This window comes from Pseudomonas sp. CCI1.1, assembly GCF_034348165.1.
Classification (GTDB): Bacteria; Pseudomonadota; Gammaproteobacteria; order Pseudomonadales; family Pseudomonadaceae; genus Aquipseudomonas; species Aquipseudomonas paracarnis.
Map to the genome: position 1 here is coordinate 5619615 of NZ_CP133780.1, position 15418 is coordinate 5635032.

The window sequence follows — 15418 nt, forward strand, 5'->3', positions numbered from 1 at the left end:
TTTATATAGCTCATTCGCTGGAGGAGAGAACCATGCACTGCCCAGTTTGCAAAGAAGTACTGTTGGTAATGTCGGAACGTCAAAACGTTGAAATCGACTATTGCCCGCAATGTCGAGGTGTTTGGCTTGACCGGGGAGAACTCGACAAGATCATCGAGCGTAGCCAGCAGGAAGAACAAGAAGCTCGTTTTCTTCCACAGAGCGTATCTCAGTCGCTGCAAGGTACACCTCCGTCTGAACCTGTGTATGCCCAGCCGTCTTCTGGCCACCATGACAACAAACGCGGCACTAAGCACGGCCACTCCGCGCCGCAGCCTGGTCACGGTGGTGGTTGGCGGGACGGATATCAGAACGGCCATCAGAATCAGTCGAGGCATCAGGAAGAGCAGGTTTATCATAAGAAATCGTTTTTACGGGAAATTTTCGACTAATATTTGCTTGGATACAGCGATCCGCTAATCAGACTCCAGCCGGAAGATTTGATCAGCCGGCTGTAGCTTTTTCGAAACCCGGTATCCGGTATTCAACCAGTTTAGTAGAGCGGTTCCTCAGCCACTAGCGGGCCCGAAAATCCTGTAAAACCGTCTCTCCCCTTGACTTGCTCATCCCAATTACCGGGTAGGCGCTGCGTCGGTCACCTGACTCCATTCCGAGCGATCCCACGGGCATACCGAAGGCAGCTATTCCGTCCAGATTGGCTCGTCGACTTAGTTCAGCAATTTGTGTGACCGGAACATGGCCTTCGACGAATTTCCCACTTACAACTCCCGTGTGGCACGACGCCAGATTTACGGGTACGCCGAGCTTCTCGTTCATATCGCTAATGTTGTTTTCCATATAGTCGACCACTCCTTCAGATAAGCGATCCACCTGGTCCAGCAGCCACAGTTAGGGGCTTTGTAGACGGCAATTGATTACGCTGCCTGTAACAATGAGGCTGCATTTAGCGTTGCAACGAGTGCAATGACTTGAACGGTCTTTTTGAATGAATTCATGGCTGATGCTACTTAACGAAGAGAAAGAGAGGAGGAGTTAGCGTGCATAGCCTCACCGACGGTGGCCAGATGGCCGTGACTGGGGTTCAGTTCCAGCCGCTGGTTGATGCGCTGCGCGACGTGGTTCTCGGGCAGCAGATTATTCAAGCCGATGAGACACCTGTGCAAATGCTCATGCCGGGAACTAAGAAAACCCACAGTTCTTATATTTGGTCCTATGCCACCAGCCAGTTCTCGGACGCGGCAGCGGTGGTTCACGACTTCAGCCCTAGCCGCGCCGGAGAACACGCTCGCAACTTCCTGAATGACTGGAAGGACAAGCTGGTCTGCGATGATTGTGTCGGTTACAAAGCCAGCTTCGAACTAGACGTGACCGAGATCGGGTGAATGGCTCATGCGCAACGTAATTTCTTTGAGCTGCACGCTAAGAATAAAAGCACGCTTGCGGAGCAAGCTCTGCGTTATATCCAGTTGTTGTACGAAATTGAAAGCGAAGTCGCGATCTGGGGCCGGATTTACGACTCCGAATACGGCAAGAAAAAGCTGTACGGGTGATGAATATGCTGCACGCCAGGTTGATTGCCTAGCGTGACCTCGTGCCTGAAGTCTCAGCCATCAGCAGAGCACTCGATTACAGTCTCGAACGCTGGGCAGCGCTGTCGCGCTACCTCGATGACGGGGCTGTACCCATAGACAATAACTGGGCAGAGAACCAGATCCGATCATAGGGCCTTGGGCGCAAGAACTGGCTCTTTGCAGGGGCCTTACGCAGCGGAAAACGTGCGGCAGCGATCATGAGTCTGATCCAGTCTGCGCGCCTGAATGGTCATGATCCGTATGCATATCTGAAGGATGCTCTCACGCGGCTGCCGACGCAGCGGGCGAGTGAAATCGATCAGTTGCTGCCGCAATCTTTTTAATCACGCAAGGCGTGATGCCCGGACGCTTATGGCGATACTCAAGCTAATGCAAAAGTTCTGACGATTGAGCAAGTGTGACGGCTTAACCCGACGGCAAGGGGAGGTGTCGAATATCGTCAACCATCAACGCAAAACGCCGTAATCGTTTCAATATGTAGCTTTCACTGTAGAGTTTAAAAGCGTTATGCAATGAGCTTGCAAGGTATCTAGAGAGCCGGAGTGATTCACTTGCTCGCCTTCAGAGATCATAGAGTATGCGACCTTTAAGTCACGACCGTATTGTCCACTCCATGGCATGCTTAGGCTTCATGCCCCGGTAGATTTATCATATCCACACGCAACTACATGGATATGTGCGCCGTGGCACCGTCACGTAGTTCGTCTCACCAGATTATGAGAGTATCAACTGATAAAAATCCACGTTCCTTGAACTACACTTTATCATCGGCAACTACGTTACTCACAAATACCTAAAGTGAAAGCGGGTCTGAACGCTTCCACATACATTGGACACTGAAATCCAGCTTGTGGATAAGCATTATCGAGCGCTGTTTCGGGGGGGTATGGTGTTTTTTCGCACCACGGTTTTGGACCGGTAGGCGAGTTGAAAGCTTCGATTAGCAAGTTTTTTGCGCGCCGAAATGTATATCCGACGCGGTAGGCCAGAAGCGCCAAGTGAAAGACAAACTTGGATGAAACCTGAAGTGCCCGTGAGTCGGCGAAATCACAGGAGCGTATGTGATTGCTTCAAGAACAGCACGCTAGCGTTTTTCTAGAACATATCCTACGCCTCTGAGTGTATGTATCAGTTTGTTTTCAAAAGGATCATCCATCTTGGCTCTTAATCTTCTAATTGAAACTTCTACAACATTTGTATCGCAGTCGAAATTCATGTCCCATACCTGAGATATGATCTGTGTACGACTCAGGACAATTCCCGTATTTCTCATTAAATAGTGCAGAAGTGCGAATTCCTTCGTTGTTAAGTCGATACGCTGACCGTCTCTAAACGCCCTATGACGGCTTTGATCCAGCTCCAGATCGGCTACGCGAATGATCTCAACAGATGCTGGATTATCAGACCTGCGCATCAGTGCGCGAACTCGAGCAAGCAGTTCCGGGAATTCAAAAGGCTTAATTAGGTAATCATCTGCACCATTCTCTAGTCCTCTGATTTTATCAACCAAGCGACTTCGAGCAGTAAGCATCATAATTCTACAAAGACAATTGTTTCTTCGCAACAATTCAAGTACCTGCCACCCATCCATCTCCGGCAGGTTGATATCTAGGATGATTAACTCGTACATATGTTGTTTGGCCAGAAAAAGCCCGTCGTATCCGGTATGTACGCAATCCACGATATAACCGCTCTCCGTAAGGCCTTGGCGCACATATTCGGCAGTTTTTACTTCGTCCTCAATTACCAGAATTCGCATTGGATTTTGTCTCGATATGACTGAGCTGTTTTAACTACGCGAATGCGCTGTCATCATTGGCAGGAATGATAATTCAAAACCACTTGGGTGGGGGCTAAATAACGTACTTGTAATCAGTGAGCAATACACTTGATAACATCGCGATATATTATATCGTGGCTCGGACCAACCAGTTGCGGGTTATTTCTCTACTGCTGAATTGACCTTATGAAATGTTGGGTTGTTTTTTTTATTATGGCCATTTTATTCCGTGCAGATGAGGGCGATTTTTCTCATGCTGAAGAAGGCGGTCACTGGTGCAGTCATGAACTCCATCGGGACGCGGTGCGCGTACTCGAAGATTTACTCGAATTTTAGGTAAAAAAAAGCGCCCCAGGGGGGCGCAAAATATTCACCTTTTACCAAAGGAGCATTTAAGCAACTCAAGGTGAATTCTTTAAGCTCGCTATTTTTGTTTTAGGCGAGTCACATGAATAAATCGATCTTGTTTAGGGCTCACAGTATCGAAAGTGGATATTCAACGATCAGGCGTACTTCATCCAAGTCCGATTCGAATGCAGTGGCACGAGTATTTGCTTGACGTAATCGCAAGGAAAGATCTTTCGCCGCACCTGTTTGTACGACGTATTTGACTTCAATATCACGCTCCCAACGTTTTTGATTCGTGAGCGGATCGCCGTTACCATCAGTGCGCATATAGAATTGATTGGCGTTCGAATAGTCTGCACCAGAACCTCTGGCATAACGAGTCATGAACGATAGCCCCGGAATACCGTAGCTGGTCATGTTCAAGTCGTAGCGCAGCATCCAAGAGCGTTCCTTCGGTGAGTTGAAGTCGCTGTACTGTATTGAGTTGTCAACGAAGATTGAGTCTGATTGACGAAGGTAGTCGAAGTCGTCATCGCCATTGTTTCGCTGATGAGACAGTGCAAGAGTATGCGCACCGTACCGGACGCCGAGCTTGGCGCTCCATATATTGTTGTCGAATTCGCCCAGGCGCTTCTTGCCTTCATCTACAGCTTTGTAGTAGTTGAATCCGCCGATAAGCGTCAAATCATCGCTGAGTGGGTAAGTGAGGCTGCTACCGGCATAGTATTGATTCCAAACATCCTTCAATTGGCTGGCGTAAAGGCTCACCGTGATGTTGTCGTTGACTTGGTAATCACCGCCGCCGTACCCAATCCAAGGCGAGTTGACCGGGCCGGCATAAAATGTGGCAAAGTTATCGTTCAAGTTGCTGGAACCAGGCTGGCTCATCGCATGCAGTCGACCACCCTGCAAGGTTAGGCCTTGAATGCTACTATTTTCGACCGTCACGCCGCGGAAACTTTCAGGGAGTAAGCGAGAATCTCCCGATGCCACGACGGGTGTTGCGGGGAAAACATCTCCAACCTTTACGACAGTATCAAACAGCCGAAACTTCGCTGCTCCACCCACCTTAGTGTATTCATCACGTGCTTCGCCGTCACCGTTAACAGGCAGCACGTCAAAGCTGCTACGGCCACCGTTGCGCCCGCCACCAGTATCAAGCTTGATGCCAATCATTGCAAACGCATCTATACCAAAGCCCACAGTGCCCTGCGTAAAACCAGAGTTGAATTTAGTGATTATCGCATGTGCCCAAGCTTCGGAATAACCGTTGGTATTGCCTTTGCCGCTGTTGAAAGTCGGCGCAGATGCATCACGATTATCACGATTGAAATAGAAGTTGCGGTTTAGAACAGTAAGGCTGCTACCTTCAATAAAACCTTCTGGTTTACCTTCCGCTTGTGCCGTGAGGGCATAGCTTCCAGAAAAAGCTGAAACCGCAGCCAAATACAAAGTTACTTTGTGTCTCATGCGATGCTCCTTTGATTACGGCAGTTTTTATTATGATTTACCTACGCGGGTATAGTCTGTTGTTTTGGCCCGGTGGAGCACTTAGAATAGCGCCTGGGTCATATTTGCAGATCAAAGATAACGAGTCGGTGGCGGGGTGATTACAATTCTGTTATCAGGTATTTCCACCGTTGCAGGGCTTCCAGAATCTTTTTCACTAAATCCCTGCGTTTCGCCTGAAAGCTTTCTATTTCGACTATCCCCCCAGGGTTTCTAACGAAATTGTAATTTTATAGCCACCCCTCTGATAGTGATCGCTGATTAGAGTGCCATCACCTGATCCAGAGGAGCTTGGCAGCTGTTTAGGCGTTCTCGCCAAGCTTTATCAAAGTTTGTGCATGAGGACTATCAAAGTGCCCTGGTATAATCACATTGCTTTATCTAAAACCCCCATCTTTCCTTTGAAAGTCTTTGTGTTCTGTATGGTCTTGTCTGGATTGTGGGTGCCTGCCGCATTTGCCCAGAGTCTCAGTCTGGCTGAAGCGCTTTCGACGGCAATAGACGCTAACCCCGATCTTGCAGCAGCACGTCAAGAGATCGGAATCTCTGAAGGAGTGCGCAAGCAGGCTGGACTCATCCCCAATCCTGAAATTTCTTATCAAGTAGAAGACACCCGTCGTAATACCAGCACGACGACTGTCGCGCTTAGTCAGCCGTTAGAGTTGGGTGGCAAGCGACGTGCTCGTGTCGAGGTTGCAACCTACGGTCAAAGCGTCGCGCAGTTAGAGCTGGACCGTCGAGTCAATAGCCTTCGTGCAGATGTTGTTCAATCTTACTACGCTGCTTTGAGAGCTCAGACCGGCTTGAATCTGGCAAAACAATCATTGGAGCTCACCGAACGCGGTCTGCGCATCGTCGATGGACGGGTGCGTGCCGGTAAGTCCTCGCCGGTGGAAGCCACGCGCGCTCAGGTGCAACTGGCTGAAGCCAAGTTACAGGTAAGGCGCGCTGAAACCTTGAAGTCAACGGCTTACCAGCAATTGGCCCAGTTAATAGGCAGTTCGGTCACTGCATTTGATCGTCTTGACTCGCCAGACCTATCTCCCGGCAAGCCGCCGCAAGCTACAGAATTACTGGCGAAGCTCGATCAAACCGCAGATATGCGTCAAGCGCTTGCTCAAATAGATAAGAGCGATGCCTCACTAGGCGCGGAAAAGGCGCAGCGCATCCCGAATCTCACCGTGAGTGTTGGTAGCCAATACGACCGCTCTATTCGCGAGAGGGTCAATGTCGTGGGGCTGTCGATGCCTTTACCGCTGTTTGATCGCAATCAGGGCAACATTCTTTCCGCTTCTCGCCGCGCAGATCAGGCCCGAGACCAGCGAAACGCTGTTGAGCTCAGGCTACGTTCCGAAACTCAAACCGCAGTGAATCAGTGGGCTACCGCCATGCAGGAGGTCGAGTCCTATGACAAGACGATCCTGCCTTCAGCTCAACAGGCCGTGGATACCGCAACTCGTGGATTTGAGATGGGCAAATTCGGTTTCATCGAAGTGCTGGATGCTCAGCGCACCTTGATAGTTGCTCGTGGCCAGTACCTCGACTCTTTGGCGGCTGCGACCAATGCGCGTGCTCAAGTGGAAAGGGTGTATGGCGACGTCGGCTTGACTGCCAATACGCGCTGAACAGGCCAGGCATTTTCCTTGTATGCGTCTTTGAATAAGCCGGTACCTAAGATCAGCAGGAGTAGCAATGGATAACAAACGCAAGATCGCGCTCGCGGTAATCGCTGTGGCAGTCCTCGGATTTGGCAGTTTCGCCTGGAACTCCAGTTCCGAGCAGCCTCCAGTCAGTAAGGCCGAACATGGCACTGAAGATGGCCATGAGAGAACTGCTGTAGCACCTGCTAAAGACGGGGGGGATGAAGGTCACGGTGAGGAAGGCCACAGCGAAAATGCCAATGAGGAAGAGGGCAAGATGACGCTTAGCGCCGAGCAGATTGAGGCTGCGGGCGTCGTTCTGGAAGCAGCTGCTCCCCGTGAGATTAGCACTATTGTGACTTTTCCTGGCGAAATACGGTTTGATGAGGACCACACCGCACATGTGGTACCTCGCGTTCCTGGAGTTGTTGAAAGCGTTCAGGCGAACCTGGGCGAGTCGGTCAAGAAGGGCCAAGTCCTTGCGGTGATTGCCAGTCAACAGATCTCGGATATGCGCAGTGAGCAACAAGCTGCACAGCGACGTGTTGAGTTGGCACGCTTGACTTTTGACCGCGAGAAGCAGTTGTGGCAGGACAAAATCTCCGCCGAGCAAGATTACCTTCAGGCGCGACAAGCTTTGCAAGAAGCTGAAATATCACTGGCCAACGCTAAGCAAAAGGTCGGAGCAATCGGCGCTTCGGTCAATTCTGCAGGCGGTAACCGCTATGAACTGCGTGCGCCTTTCGACGCAGTTGTAGTGGAAAAGCACCTGACCGTCGGTGAGGTGGTCAGCGAGGCAACCAATGCTTTCATCCTGTCCGATCTTAATCAGGTGTGGGCAACTTTCGCGGTTCCTCCTGGCGATCTCGGAAAGGTCGTGACTGGCCGCTCGGTAAAGGTTTCTTCTCCTGACATGAAGGCTGAGGTCGAGGGCAAGGTGGGTTACGTAGGCAGCCTTTTGGGCGAGCAGAATCGTGCAGCGCCCGTCCGTGTCACTCTGACCAATCCCAATGGGGCCTGGCGACCGGGGCTGTTCGTGAGCATCGCAGTCACGTCACAAACTGATCAAGTTGCTGTAGCTGTTCCAGAGTCAGCGGTGCAGACCGTCGAGGAAAAAACTGCAGTTTTCGTGAGGACCACTGAGGGCTTCGACACTCGCAGGGTAACTCTAGGTCGCCGTGCCGGTGGCTATGTGGAAATAACCGAAGGCCTCCAATCGGGTGCCCAAGTGGCAACCAGTGGCAGCTTCACGCTCAAGTCTGAGCTTGGCAAAGCGTCTGCCGAGCATGGCCACTGATGCGAATTTACAGGATGATTTCTTATGTTTGAACGTATCATCAGATTCGCCATTGAGCAGCGCATCGTAGTAATGATCGCAGTTCTAATCATGGCCGGTATAGGTATCTACAGCTACCAAAAACTGCCCATTGATGCGGTGCCTGATATCACAAACGTCCAGGTGCAGATTAACACTGGCGCCCCTGGTTACTCGCCGTTGGAAACCGAACAGCGGATCACGTTTCCAGTTGAAACGGCCATGGCCGGTCTTCCGGGCCTTCAGCAAACCCGATCCCTATCTCGCTCCGGCTTGTCACAGGTCACCGTGATCTTCAAAGACGGTACTGACATCTTTTTTGCCCGCCAACTCATTAACGAGCGTTTGCAGGTTGCAAAGGAACAGTTGCCAGATGGGGTCGAGGCCGTCATGGGGCCTGTATCCACCGGGCTTGGTGAAATCTTCCTGTGGACCGTTGAAGCGGAAGATGGCGCACTCAAAGAAGATGGTACTCCTTACACTCCCACCGACCTGCGAGTGATCCAGGATTGGATTATCAAGCCGCAGCTGCGCAACGTCCCTGGTGTTGCCGAGATCAACACCATCGGTGGCTTCGCCAAGCAGTTTCTGATTGCGCCGGACCCGAAGCGGTTGGCTACCTACAAGCTGACACTTAATGACCTGGTAGTTGCATTGGAAAGCAACAACGCCAACGTGGGCGCCGGTTACATCGAGCGTAATGGTGAGCAGTTGCTCATTCGTGCGCCGGGTCAGGTAAGCAATATCGAAGATATTGCCAACATCGTAATTACCAGTGTAGATGGCACGCCGATTCGCATCAGCAACGTTGCTGAAGTCAGCATCGGTAAAGAACTGCGAACGGGGGCTGCTACTGAGAATGGTCGCGAAGTAGTACTCGGTACCGTATTTATGCTGATTGGTGAAAATAGTCGTACAGTGTCCCAAGCTGTGGCCACCAAATTGACCGACATCAACCGCACCCTGCCGAAGGGCGTGGTTGCTGTGACCGTTTATGACCGTACCAACTTGGTTGAAAAAGCCATTGCGACGGTGAAGAAGAACTTGGTGGAAGGCGCGATTCTGGTAATTGCTATTCTCTTCCTGTTCCTCGGCAACATCCGCGCAGCACTGATCACCGCAATGGTGATCCCGCTGTCCATGCTATTTACCTTCACAGGTATGTTCAACAACAAGGTTAGTGCAAACCTAATGAGTTTGGGAGCACTCGACTTTGGCATTATTGTAGATGGTGCCGTGGTTATAGTAGAAAACGCGATCCGCCGACTGGCTCATGCGCAACACAAGCATGGTCGCATACTCACCAAAGCAGAACGCTTCCATGAAGTCTTTGCCGCTGCAGGTGAAGCTCGCCGGCCACTGATATTTGGCCAGTTGATCATCATGGTAGTGTATCTGCCGATCTTCGCCCTAACCGGCGTCGAAGGAAAAATGTTCCACCCCATGGCATTCACTGTCGTAATGGCGCTGCTGGGGGCAATGATTCTTTCCGTAACCTTTGTTCCTGCTGCTATCGCCATGTTCATCACTGGCAAGGTCAAGGAAGAGGAGGGCGTGGTAATGCGCACCGCCCGACAGCGCTATGAGCCGATACTGCAATGGGTTCTTGGGCACCGGAACATTGCGTTCTCGGCTGCAGTAGCTCTGGTCGTACTTAGCGGTATACTTGCAAGTCGTATGGGTAGCGAGTTCATTCCCAGCCTTAGTGAGGGCGACTTTGCGATGCAGGCTATGCGAGTGCCCGGAACGAGCCTTACTCAGTCCGTCGAGATGCAACAGCGCCTGGAGAAAGCGGTAATAGCGCAGGTCCCAGAAGTAGAGCGGATGTTCGCACGCTCGGGTACTGCAGAAATCGCATCTGATCCAATGCCGCCTAACGCCTCTGACGCCTACATAATGCTTAAGCCTCAGGATCAGTGGCCAAATCCCAATAAGCCTCGTGATGAGCTGATCGCTGAGGTGCAGAAAGCCGCAGCAGGTGTCCCGGGAAGCAACTATGAGTTGTCCCAGCCGATCCAGTTGCGTTTCAACGAGCTGATTTCGGGCGTGCGTAGTGACGTTGCGGTGAAAGTTTTTGGCGATGACATGGACGCGCTCAACAGCACCGCCAACAAAATCGCGGCATCGCTTAAAGCGGTACCGGGCTCATCGGAGGTCAAGGTTGAGCAGACTTCCGGCCTTCCTGTGTTAACCATCAACATCGACCGCGAAAAAGCAGCACGCTACGGTTTGAACATCGCGGATGTGCAAAACTCAATTGCTATTGCTGTGGGTGGCCGCCAGGCAGGTACATTGTATGAGGGCGATCGTCGGTTCGATATGGTGGTGCGACTGCCTGAGACCGTGCGCACTGACGTAGCGGGTATGTCCAGCTTGCTGATTCCTGTGCCTGCTAATGTTGCTCAGGATGCTAATCAGATAGGGTTCATTCCTCTGTCCCAAGTCGCTAATCTTGACTTGCAGTTGGGCCCGAACCAGATCAGCCGCGAAAATGGGAAACGGCTGGTAGTAGTTAGTGCAAACGTTCGAGGCCGTGACCTAGGCTCGTTCGTTGAAGAAGCGACTAAGTCGCTGGCTACTGTGCAGATCCCAGCAGGCTACTGGACTACCTGGGGTGGCCAGTTTGAGCAGTTGCAATCAGCAGCCAAGCGTCTGCAGATCGTTGTTCCAGTCGCATTGCTTCTGGTCATGACACTGCTGTTCCTGATGTTCAACAACTTGAAGGATGGCATGCTGGTCTTCACCGGAATTCCATTCGCACTCACCGGCGGTGTAGTTGCACTGTGGTTGCGGGATATCCCGCTGTCTATCTCGGCGGGAGTTGGCTTCATTGCGCTGTCCGGTGTGGCAGTTCTAAACGGCCTGGTTATGATTTCTTTTATCCGCGGGCTGCGGGAGGAAGGACGTACCCTCCGGCAAGCGGTAGATGAAGGCGCGTTGACACGGTTAAGGCCCGTTCTGATGACAGCCCTAGTCGCATCCCTCGGATTTATCCCGATGGCTCTCGCAACAGGTACCGGTGCTGAAGTTCAGCGGCCACTGGCGACAGTGGTGATTGGCGGGATTCTTTCGTCTACCGTGCTTACTCTGTTGGTGCTTCCTGCTCTGTATCAATGGGCACACCGCAAAGATGATGATGGTGATGAAGCGGGTAGCTGATAGCCCATAACAGAAGCCCATAGCAACGTTGTGGGCTTTTCATTCTGGATATTGTTGTCACCTTTCAAAATTGTAAGTTTACCGTCATGCCGGTGATGCCTGTGAGTTGATAAGGTTACTCCCAATAAGATTGATATTGAGAGGACCTTATGAAAAAGCTTATCATTGCGGCAGCCCTAGCTGTTTTGCCTATAGTTTCACAAGCTACTACGTTTTCCGAAAAGAAGCAGTTGCAATATATTCAGGAACATCAGAACGCCGTGGCTAGCTATGCGGCGAAAAATAATAAGCCAATACCAGAGATTCAGGACTACAAGTATGGAATGAAGATTGATGTTGCAAAATTTGTGCGTCAGTCCCAGGATCCCCGTACTTGCGAGGTGTATCAACGGTTGATGACCTACGAAGACTCGCGGGGTGAGCTTAATACGATTCGTTATTCTTTGTTTTCCCAATGTGTCAACAACAAAAATTGAATGCATCGATAGGATTTTTAGAGGCCATAGAAAAACGCCAGGCGATGCCTGGCGTTTTCTATGGTCCTTGACATGTTTTAACCAAAGATTGTCAGTCCTTGCCCCCCTCCCCAAAAGTAAGTCAAGTCCAGCTAAAAAATTTAGGCCGGCGAATTTGCACTCAGAAGCAGCGAATTTTGAAAAAAACTGATTTCTGTGACATCCAGGCAAAGCATGAGCACTGACTCAGTCGAAGTGCGGCTTGATAAGGGTGTTTATTGGAAAGTTTATAATTGGCTCGGGGCTTAGGCTTACTTAAAGACTTAACTCCGGATAATTGCTTTAGGTGAGTCCTCAGGCTTTGAACGAAAAACGAAAGTCGATGGTGTGGCAGCAAGTTCTGGGTCGTACTAGCTTGCTACCCAACCAAAAATAAACACTGAATATATGGGCTTAGCTCGACGACACGTACGTTTAGCAGGTTGCTTCTTGTTTAAACTGATGGGCGCTCGTGAGAAAATGGATCACTGGTTGGTAAGTTGATACTTAATTGGTGTAATTATTGGTGTCGTTACTGGTTTTCATGTTTTGAGAAAGTGCTTAATTGTCCAAGATCTAAAGTGCCATCATGTATATGCTCTTATCAGAATTGTAATCTCTGGATCATGCTAGAGTTATTTGTTCAGTTTATTATTAGGGTTTTTTGGTGTTTGTTGGGTGGCACAGCTATTGTCGAGGTGCTGCATCATTTAGTTCTGAAATTACATGCAGTTCACTTTTTTTTCACTTCGGGTTGTTTAGTCTTTGTAGATGGAAAATACAAGCATGTCGATCATAGCTTTGCTTATTCGTTATCTAGGCATTGGATTCGTAGCAACCGGGGGGCACTATTTTGTATTTCTCCTGCTTATTGTAAATGGAGTTACTGATCCAGTGTTAGCCAGCGTTGGCGGAGGCGTGATAGGCGCTATTATTAGCTATATTGGTAATAGAAGGCTCAGTTTCGTGGCGACGGGAATTTATAAGCTTCAACCTATCAGGTTTGTACTTGTCTCGTTGGCAACTAATATCGGTAATGGTGTAGGTATGTGGGTTCTGATTAAATTCAATCTCTCACCGCTTGTCTCTCAGATTTTAGTGACTTTAACCCTAACTGCGCTCGGATTCACTGCGCATCGTTTCTGGACATTCAATCATGCGGACATCACATCGGCTTTCCGAACGCGCTGACCCCTTGTTAACAATAGTGGTTCCTTGCTTTCAAGAAGAGCAAACCATTCCGGAATTTCACAAGCGCATCACCAGAGTTGTAAAGCGCCTGCCTGTTTCGTGCGAGATTCTCTATGTCGACGATGGTAGTAGCGATCAAACTGCAGACCTACTTCGACACTATCAAGATGGATCAAATGTACGATGCCTGTTCCTAAGTCGGAACTTCGGAAAAGAGGCTGCGTTAAGTGCAGGGATCGACCATGCACGCGGTAGCGCATTGATCTTCATTGATGTCGACCTTCAGGATCCACCTGAACTCATCTCGAGTATGGTATATCATTGGCAGATGGGTTACGACGTTGTGAACATGCAACGCGACTTGCGAACTGGCGACTCCTGGCTAAAACGCACGAGTGCACGTAGCTATTACTGGATCATGCAGCGCCTGGTGGAGAAAGTTGATCTTCCGGTGGATGTCAGTGACTTCCGTCTGATTGGTCCTGCTCCATTGGCCGCCTTAAGAGCGCTGGACGAACGCTCCAGAATTCTTAAGGGTTTGATCGGCTGGGTAGGCTTTCGCACCATTGAGTTACCCTACAATCGCACTTCCCGTCATGCCGGCAATACCAAGTGGAACGCCGCTAGCCTGCTGGACCTAGCCATCGAAAGTATTCTCAGCTTCTCCCGCAAGCCGCTTCGTATATTCAGTCTCATTAGCTTCAGTTTCTTTGTCTCCAGCATCTGCTACCTGCTCGCAGTACTGGTAGCAGGCTCCTTTGACATCCATCACCTGCTTGTCGGAATTGCTTCATTCATGTGCGTGGGTGTTGCACTGGTGGGCGAGTACGTAGGCGTAACGCTCGCGGAGGTCAAACGCCGCCCCCTTTATTTTCTAAATAGTAATAATGAAGCGCGACCCATGACTATTCATCCTCCGGCTTCCTCACTCGAGGGTAAGAAATGCTGAATTTGAAAAGCGAGCGAACATTGTGGTTCATCCTGAGTTCGATTCTGCTTTTGCGTCTCCTGGGGCTGGGCGTATATCCCCTGATGGATACCTCTGAAGCACGCTACGCTGAAATGGCACGCAAGATGGTTGAACTGAGTGACTGGGTGACTCCGATGTTCGATTACGGAGTTCCATTTTGGGGCAAGCCACCGCTGTCTTTCTGGACCCAAGCGGCGAGCATGACGGTATTCGGCACCAATGAGTTTGCTGCTCGATTCCCAGCCTGGTTTCTCCACTTGGCAAGCTGCTTCATCATCATCAGGCTCGCGACACAGGAGGTATCGCGCAAGGCGGGCATTTGGGCAGCCATCATCTTTTCCGGCACGGCGCTGGGCTTGGTGTCCAGTGGTGTTGTGCTGACTGACCCCGTTTTATCGTTCTCGATCCTGTTGGCCAGCTATGGTTTCTGGCGTTGGATGAAGTGCGCAGGCAAAGGGGATGCCTACCTTATGTTCTTAGCTCTCGGCTTGGGCCTGCTTGCTAAAGGGCCACTGACCTTGGTACTGATGGGCGCGCCAGCATTTTTTTGGATCGTCATCTACAAGCAATGGAATCGGGTATTGAGGCTTCCTTGGGTAACGGGGATTGCTCTCATGTTAGGTATATCAGTGCCTTGGTACATTGCAGCCGAAATGAAGACGCCGGGTTTCCTTGAGTATTTTTTTGTCGGCGAGCACTGGAGCCGATATGTTGTAAGTGATTGGGCCGGGGATCTCTACGGGAGTGCTCACGCCAAGCCCTACGGCACCATATGGATTCAGCTTGGCTTAGCGTTGCTTCCTTGGACTTTCTTTCTACCCCTCGTTATTAGCAGGCGTGGGACGATGCAGCGCTTCGATGTATACCTTTGGCTTTGGGCATTGGCGACACCTGTTTTCTTTACTTTCTCTGGTAACATTCTCTGGACCTATCTTCTTCCTGCTCTGCCTGCATGGACGCTACTCCTTGCCGAATGTATCAGCGAAGTGGGCAGAAAGACTGCTTGGGCTGCTGCAGCGAGCGCTCTGATGCTGCCAGTCGCGGGCGCCGGTATTATCTATAACGGTGTGCTTGAGGATCGTCCTCAGAACCAGCGAGATTTAGTGCAGGCCTGGCTGGATGTGCAGTCGTCTCAATCGGGCCCCCTGATTTATCCTGGCCGCCGCTCGTATTCGTCGGAGTTTTATAGCCGGGGAATGTCCAAAAGCATCAAAGATCCTGACAAGTGGCCTCGCGACAGATCGTTCTACCTTTCCAGGCGTTTGCGCGACAGCGATTCTGATCTACCTGTAGACGTTGGTTGCAAAATAATCACTGAAACGAACGCGAGCCAACTGCTTCTATGCCGCTGGAAGGACACTGCACAGGATGGTGAAAATATTCTAGGAGATAGTGCTACTGGCTCCCGTTGAAAGTAAGA

The 15418-nt window shown here is 50.6% G+C and carries 11 protein-coding genes and 1 pseudogene; 9 read left to right on the forward strand and 3 right to left on the reverse strand.

The window, feature by feature from the left end; genetic code table 11:
• Positions 1-32: 32 nt before the first annotated feature.
• Positions 33-431: a zf-TFIIB domain-containing protein gene (locus RHM69_RS25405; RefSeq protein ID WP_073844972.1), complete on the forward strand. Its 399-nt coding sequence runs from the start codon at positions 33-35 to the stop codon at positions 429-431.
• Positions 432-555: 124 nt separating this feature from the next.
• Here RHM69_RS25405 and RHM69_RS25410 read toward each other — a convergent pair whose 3' ends face one another.
• The gene (locus RHM69_RS25410) at positions 556-837 is read right to left on the reverse strand and encodes a DUF411 domain-containing protein (protein WP_181125140.1); all 282 of its coding nucleotides are present in this window, start codon (positions 835-837) and stop codon (positions 556-558) included.
• 233 nt (positions 838-1070) lie between these two features.
• Between RHM69_RS25410 and tnpC the strand changes: the two are divergent.
• Positions 1071-1915, forward strand: a pseudogene (gene tnpC / locus RHM69_RS25415) (IS66 family transposase); the annotation flags it as partial.
• A gap of 761 nt (positions 1916-2676) precedes the next feature.
• Here tnpC and RHM69_RS25420 read toward each other — a convergent pair.
• The gene (locus RHM69_RS25420; protein ID WP_019818115.1) at positions 2677-3351 is read right to left on the reverse strand and encodes a heavy metal response regulator transcription factor; all 675 of its coding nucleotides are present in this window, start codon (positions 3349-3351) and stop codon (positions 2677-2679) included.
• A 495-nt stretch (positions 3352-3846) separates the two neighbouring features.
• Complete coding sequence (locus RHM69_RS25425) at positions 3847-5190, reverse strand: OprD family porin (protein ID WP_024073368.1); 1344 nt, start codon at positions 5188-5190, stop codon at positions 3847-3849.
• Between the two features lie 392 nt (positions 5191-5582).
• On the opposite strand from RHM69_RS25425, the gene RHM69_RS25430 reads away from it, so the two are divergent.
• The 7 genes from RHM69_RS25430 (at position 5583) to RHM69_RS25460 (ending at position 15410) form a co-directional block, all read left to right on the forward strand.
• Positions 5583-6854 carry a TolC family protein gene (locus tag RHM69_RS25430; RefSeq protein ID WP_131672237.1) on the forward strand — a complete coding sequence of 424 codons (1272 nt, stop codon included), beginning with the start codon at positions 5583-5585 and terminating at the stop codon, positions 6852-6854.
• Positions 6855-6921: 67 nt separating this feature from the next.
• The gene (locus RHM69_RS25435) at positions 6922-8166 is read left to right on the forward strand and encodes an efflux RND transporter periplasmic adaptor subunit (RefSeq protein WP_024073370.1); all 1245 of its coding nucleotides are present in this window, start codon (positions 6922-6924) and stop codon (positions 8164-8166) included.
• 24 nt (positions 8167-8190) lie between these two features.
• The gene (locus RHM69_RS25440) at positions 8191-11343 is read left to right on the forward strand and encodes a CusA/CzcA family heavy metal efflux RND transporter (RefSeq protein ID WP_024073371.1); all 3153 of its coding nucleotides are present in this window, start codon (positions 8191-8193) and stop codon (positions 11341-11343) included.
• Positions 11344-11492: 149 nt separating this feature from the next.
• Positions 11493-11819 carry a DUF2790 domain-containing protein gene (locus RHM69_RS25445; protein WP_019818112.1) on the forward strand — a complete coding sequence of 109 codons (327 nt, stop codon included), beginning with the start codon at positions 11493-11495 and terminating at the stop codon, positions 11817-11819.
• A gap of 789 nt (positions 11820-12608) precedes the next feature.
• Positions 12609-13028 carry a GtrA family protein gene (locus RHM69_RS25450; protein ID WP_024073372.1) on the forward strand — a complete coding sequence of 140 codons (420 nt, stop codon included), beginning with the start codon at positions 12609-12611 and terminating at the stop codon, positions 13026-13028.
• Positions 12994-13977, forward strand: a complete 984-nt coding sequence (locus RHM69_RS25455; protein ID WP_024073373.1) for a glycosyltransferase family 2 protein — start codon at positions 12994-12996, stop codon at positions 13975-13977. Before RHM69_RS25450 ends, RHM69_RS25455 begins: the two co-directional genes overlap by 35 nt.
• A complete protein-coding gene (locus RHM69_RS25460; protein WP_019818109.1) occupies positions 13971-15410 on the forward strand; it encodes an ArnT family glycosyltransferase in 1440 nt (479 codons plus the stop codon). The genes RHM69_RS25455 and RHM69_RS25460 overlap by 7 nt, the downstream gene beginning before the upstream one ends.
• Positions 15411-15418 lie beyond the last annotated feature (8 nt).

What these genes read in the sequence shown, in the direction of transcription:
- RHM69_RS25405 (WP_073844972.1), top strand. Translation starts at nt 33, where the DNA reads ATGCACTGCCCAGTTTGCAAAGAAGTACTGTTGGTAATGTCGGAACGT.
- RHM69_RS25410 (WP_181125140.1), bottom strand. Translation starts at nt 837, where the DNA reads ATGGAAAACAACATTAGCGATATGAACGAGAAGCTCGGCGTACCCGTA.
- RHM69_RS25420 (WP_019818115.1), bottom strand. Translation starts at nt 3,351, where the DNA reads ATGCGAATTCTGGTAATTGAGGACGAAGTAAAAACTGCCGAATATGTG.
- RHM69_RS25425 (WP_024073368.1), bottom strand. Translation starts at nt 5,190, where the DNA reads ATGAGACACAAAGTAACTTTGTATTTGGCTGCGGTTTCAGCTTTTTCT.
- RHM69_RS25435 (WP_024073370.1), top strand. Translation starts at nt 6,922, where the DNA reads ATGGATAACAAACGCAAGATCGCGCTCGCGGTAATCGCTGTGGCAGTC.
- RHM69_RS25440 (WP_024073371.1), top strand. Translation starts at nt 8,191, where the DNA reads ATGTTTGAACGTATCATCAGATTCGCCATTGAGCAGCGCATCGTAGTA.
- RHM69_RS25445 (WP_019818112.1), top strand. Translation starts at nt 11,493, where the DNA reads ATGAAAAAGCTTATCATTGCGGCAGCCCTAGCTGTTTTGCCTATAGTT.
- RHM69_RS25450 (WP_024073372.1), top strand. Translation starts at nt 12,609, where the DNA reads ATGGAAAATACAAGCATGTCGATCATAGCTTTGCTTATTCGTTATCTA.
- RHM69_RS25455 (WP_024073373.1), top strand. Translation starts at nt 12,994, where the DNA reads ATGCGGACATCACATCGGCTTTCCGAACGCGCTGACCCCTTGTTAACA.
- RHM69_RS25460 (WP_019818109.1), top strand. Translation starts at nt 13,971, where the DNA reads ATGCTGAATTTGAAAAGCGAGCGAACATTGTGGTTCATCCTGAGTTCG.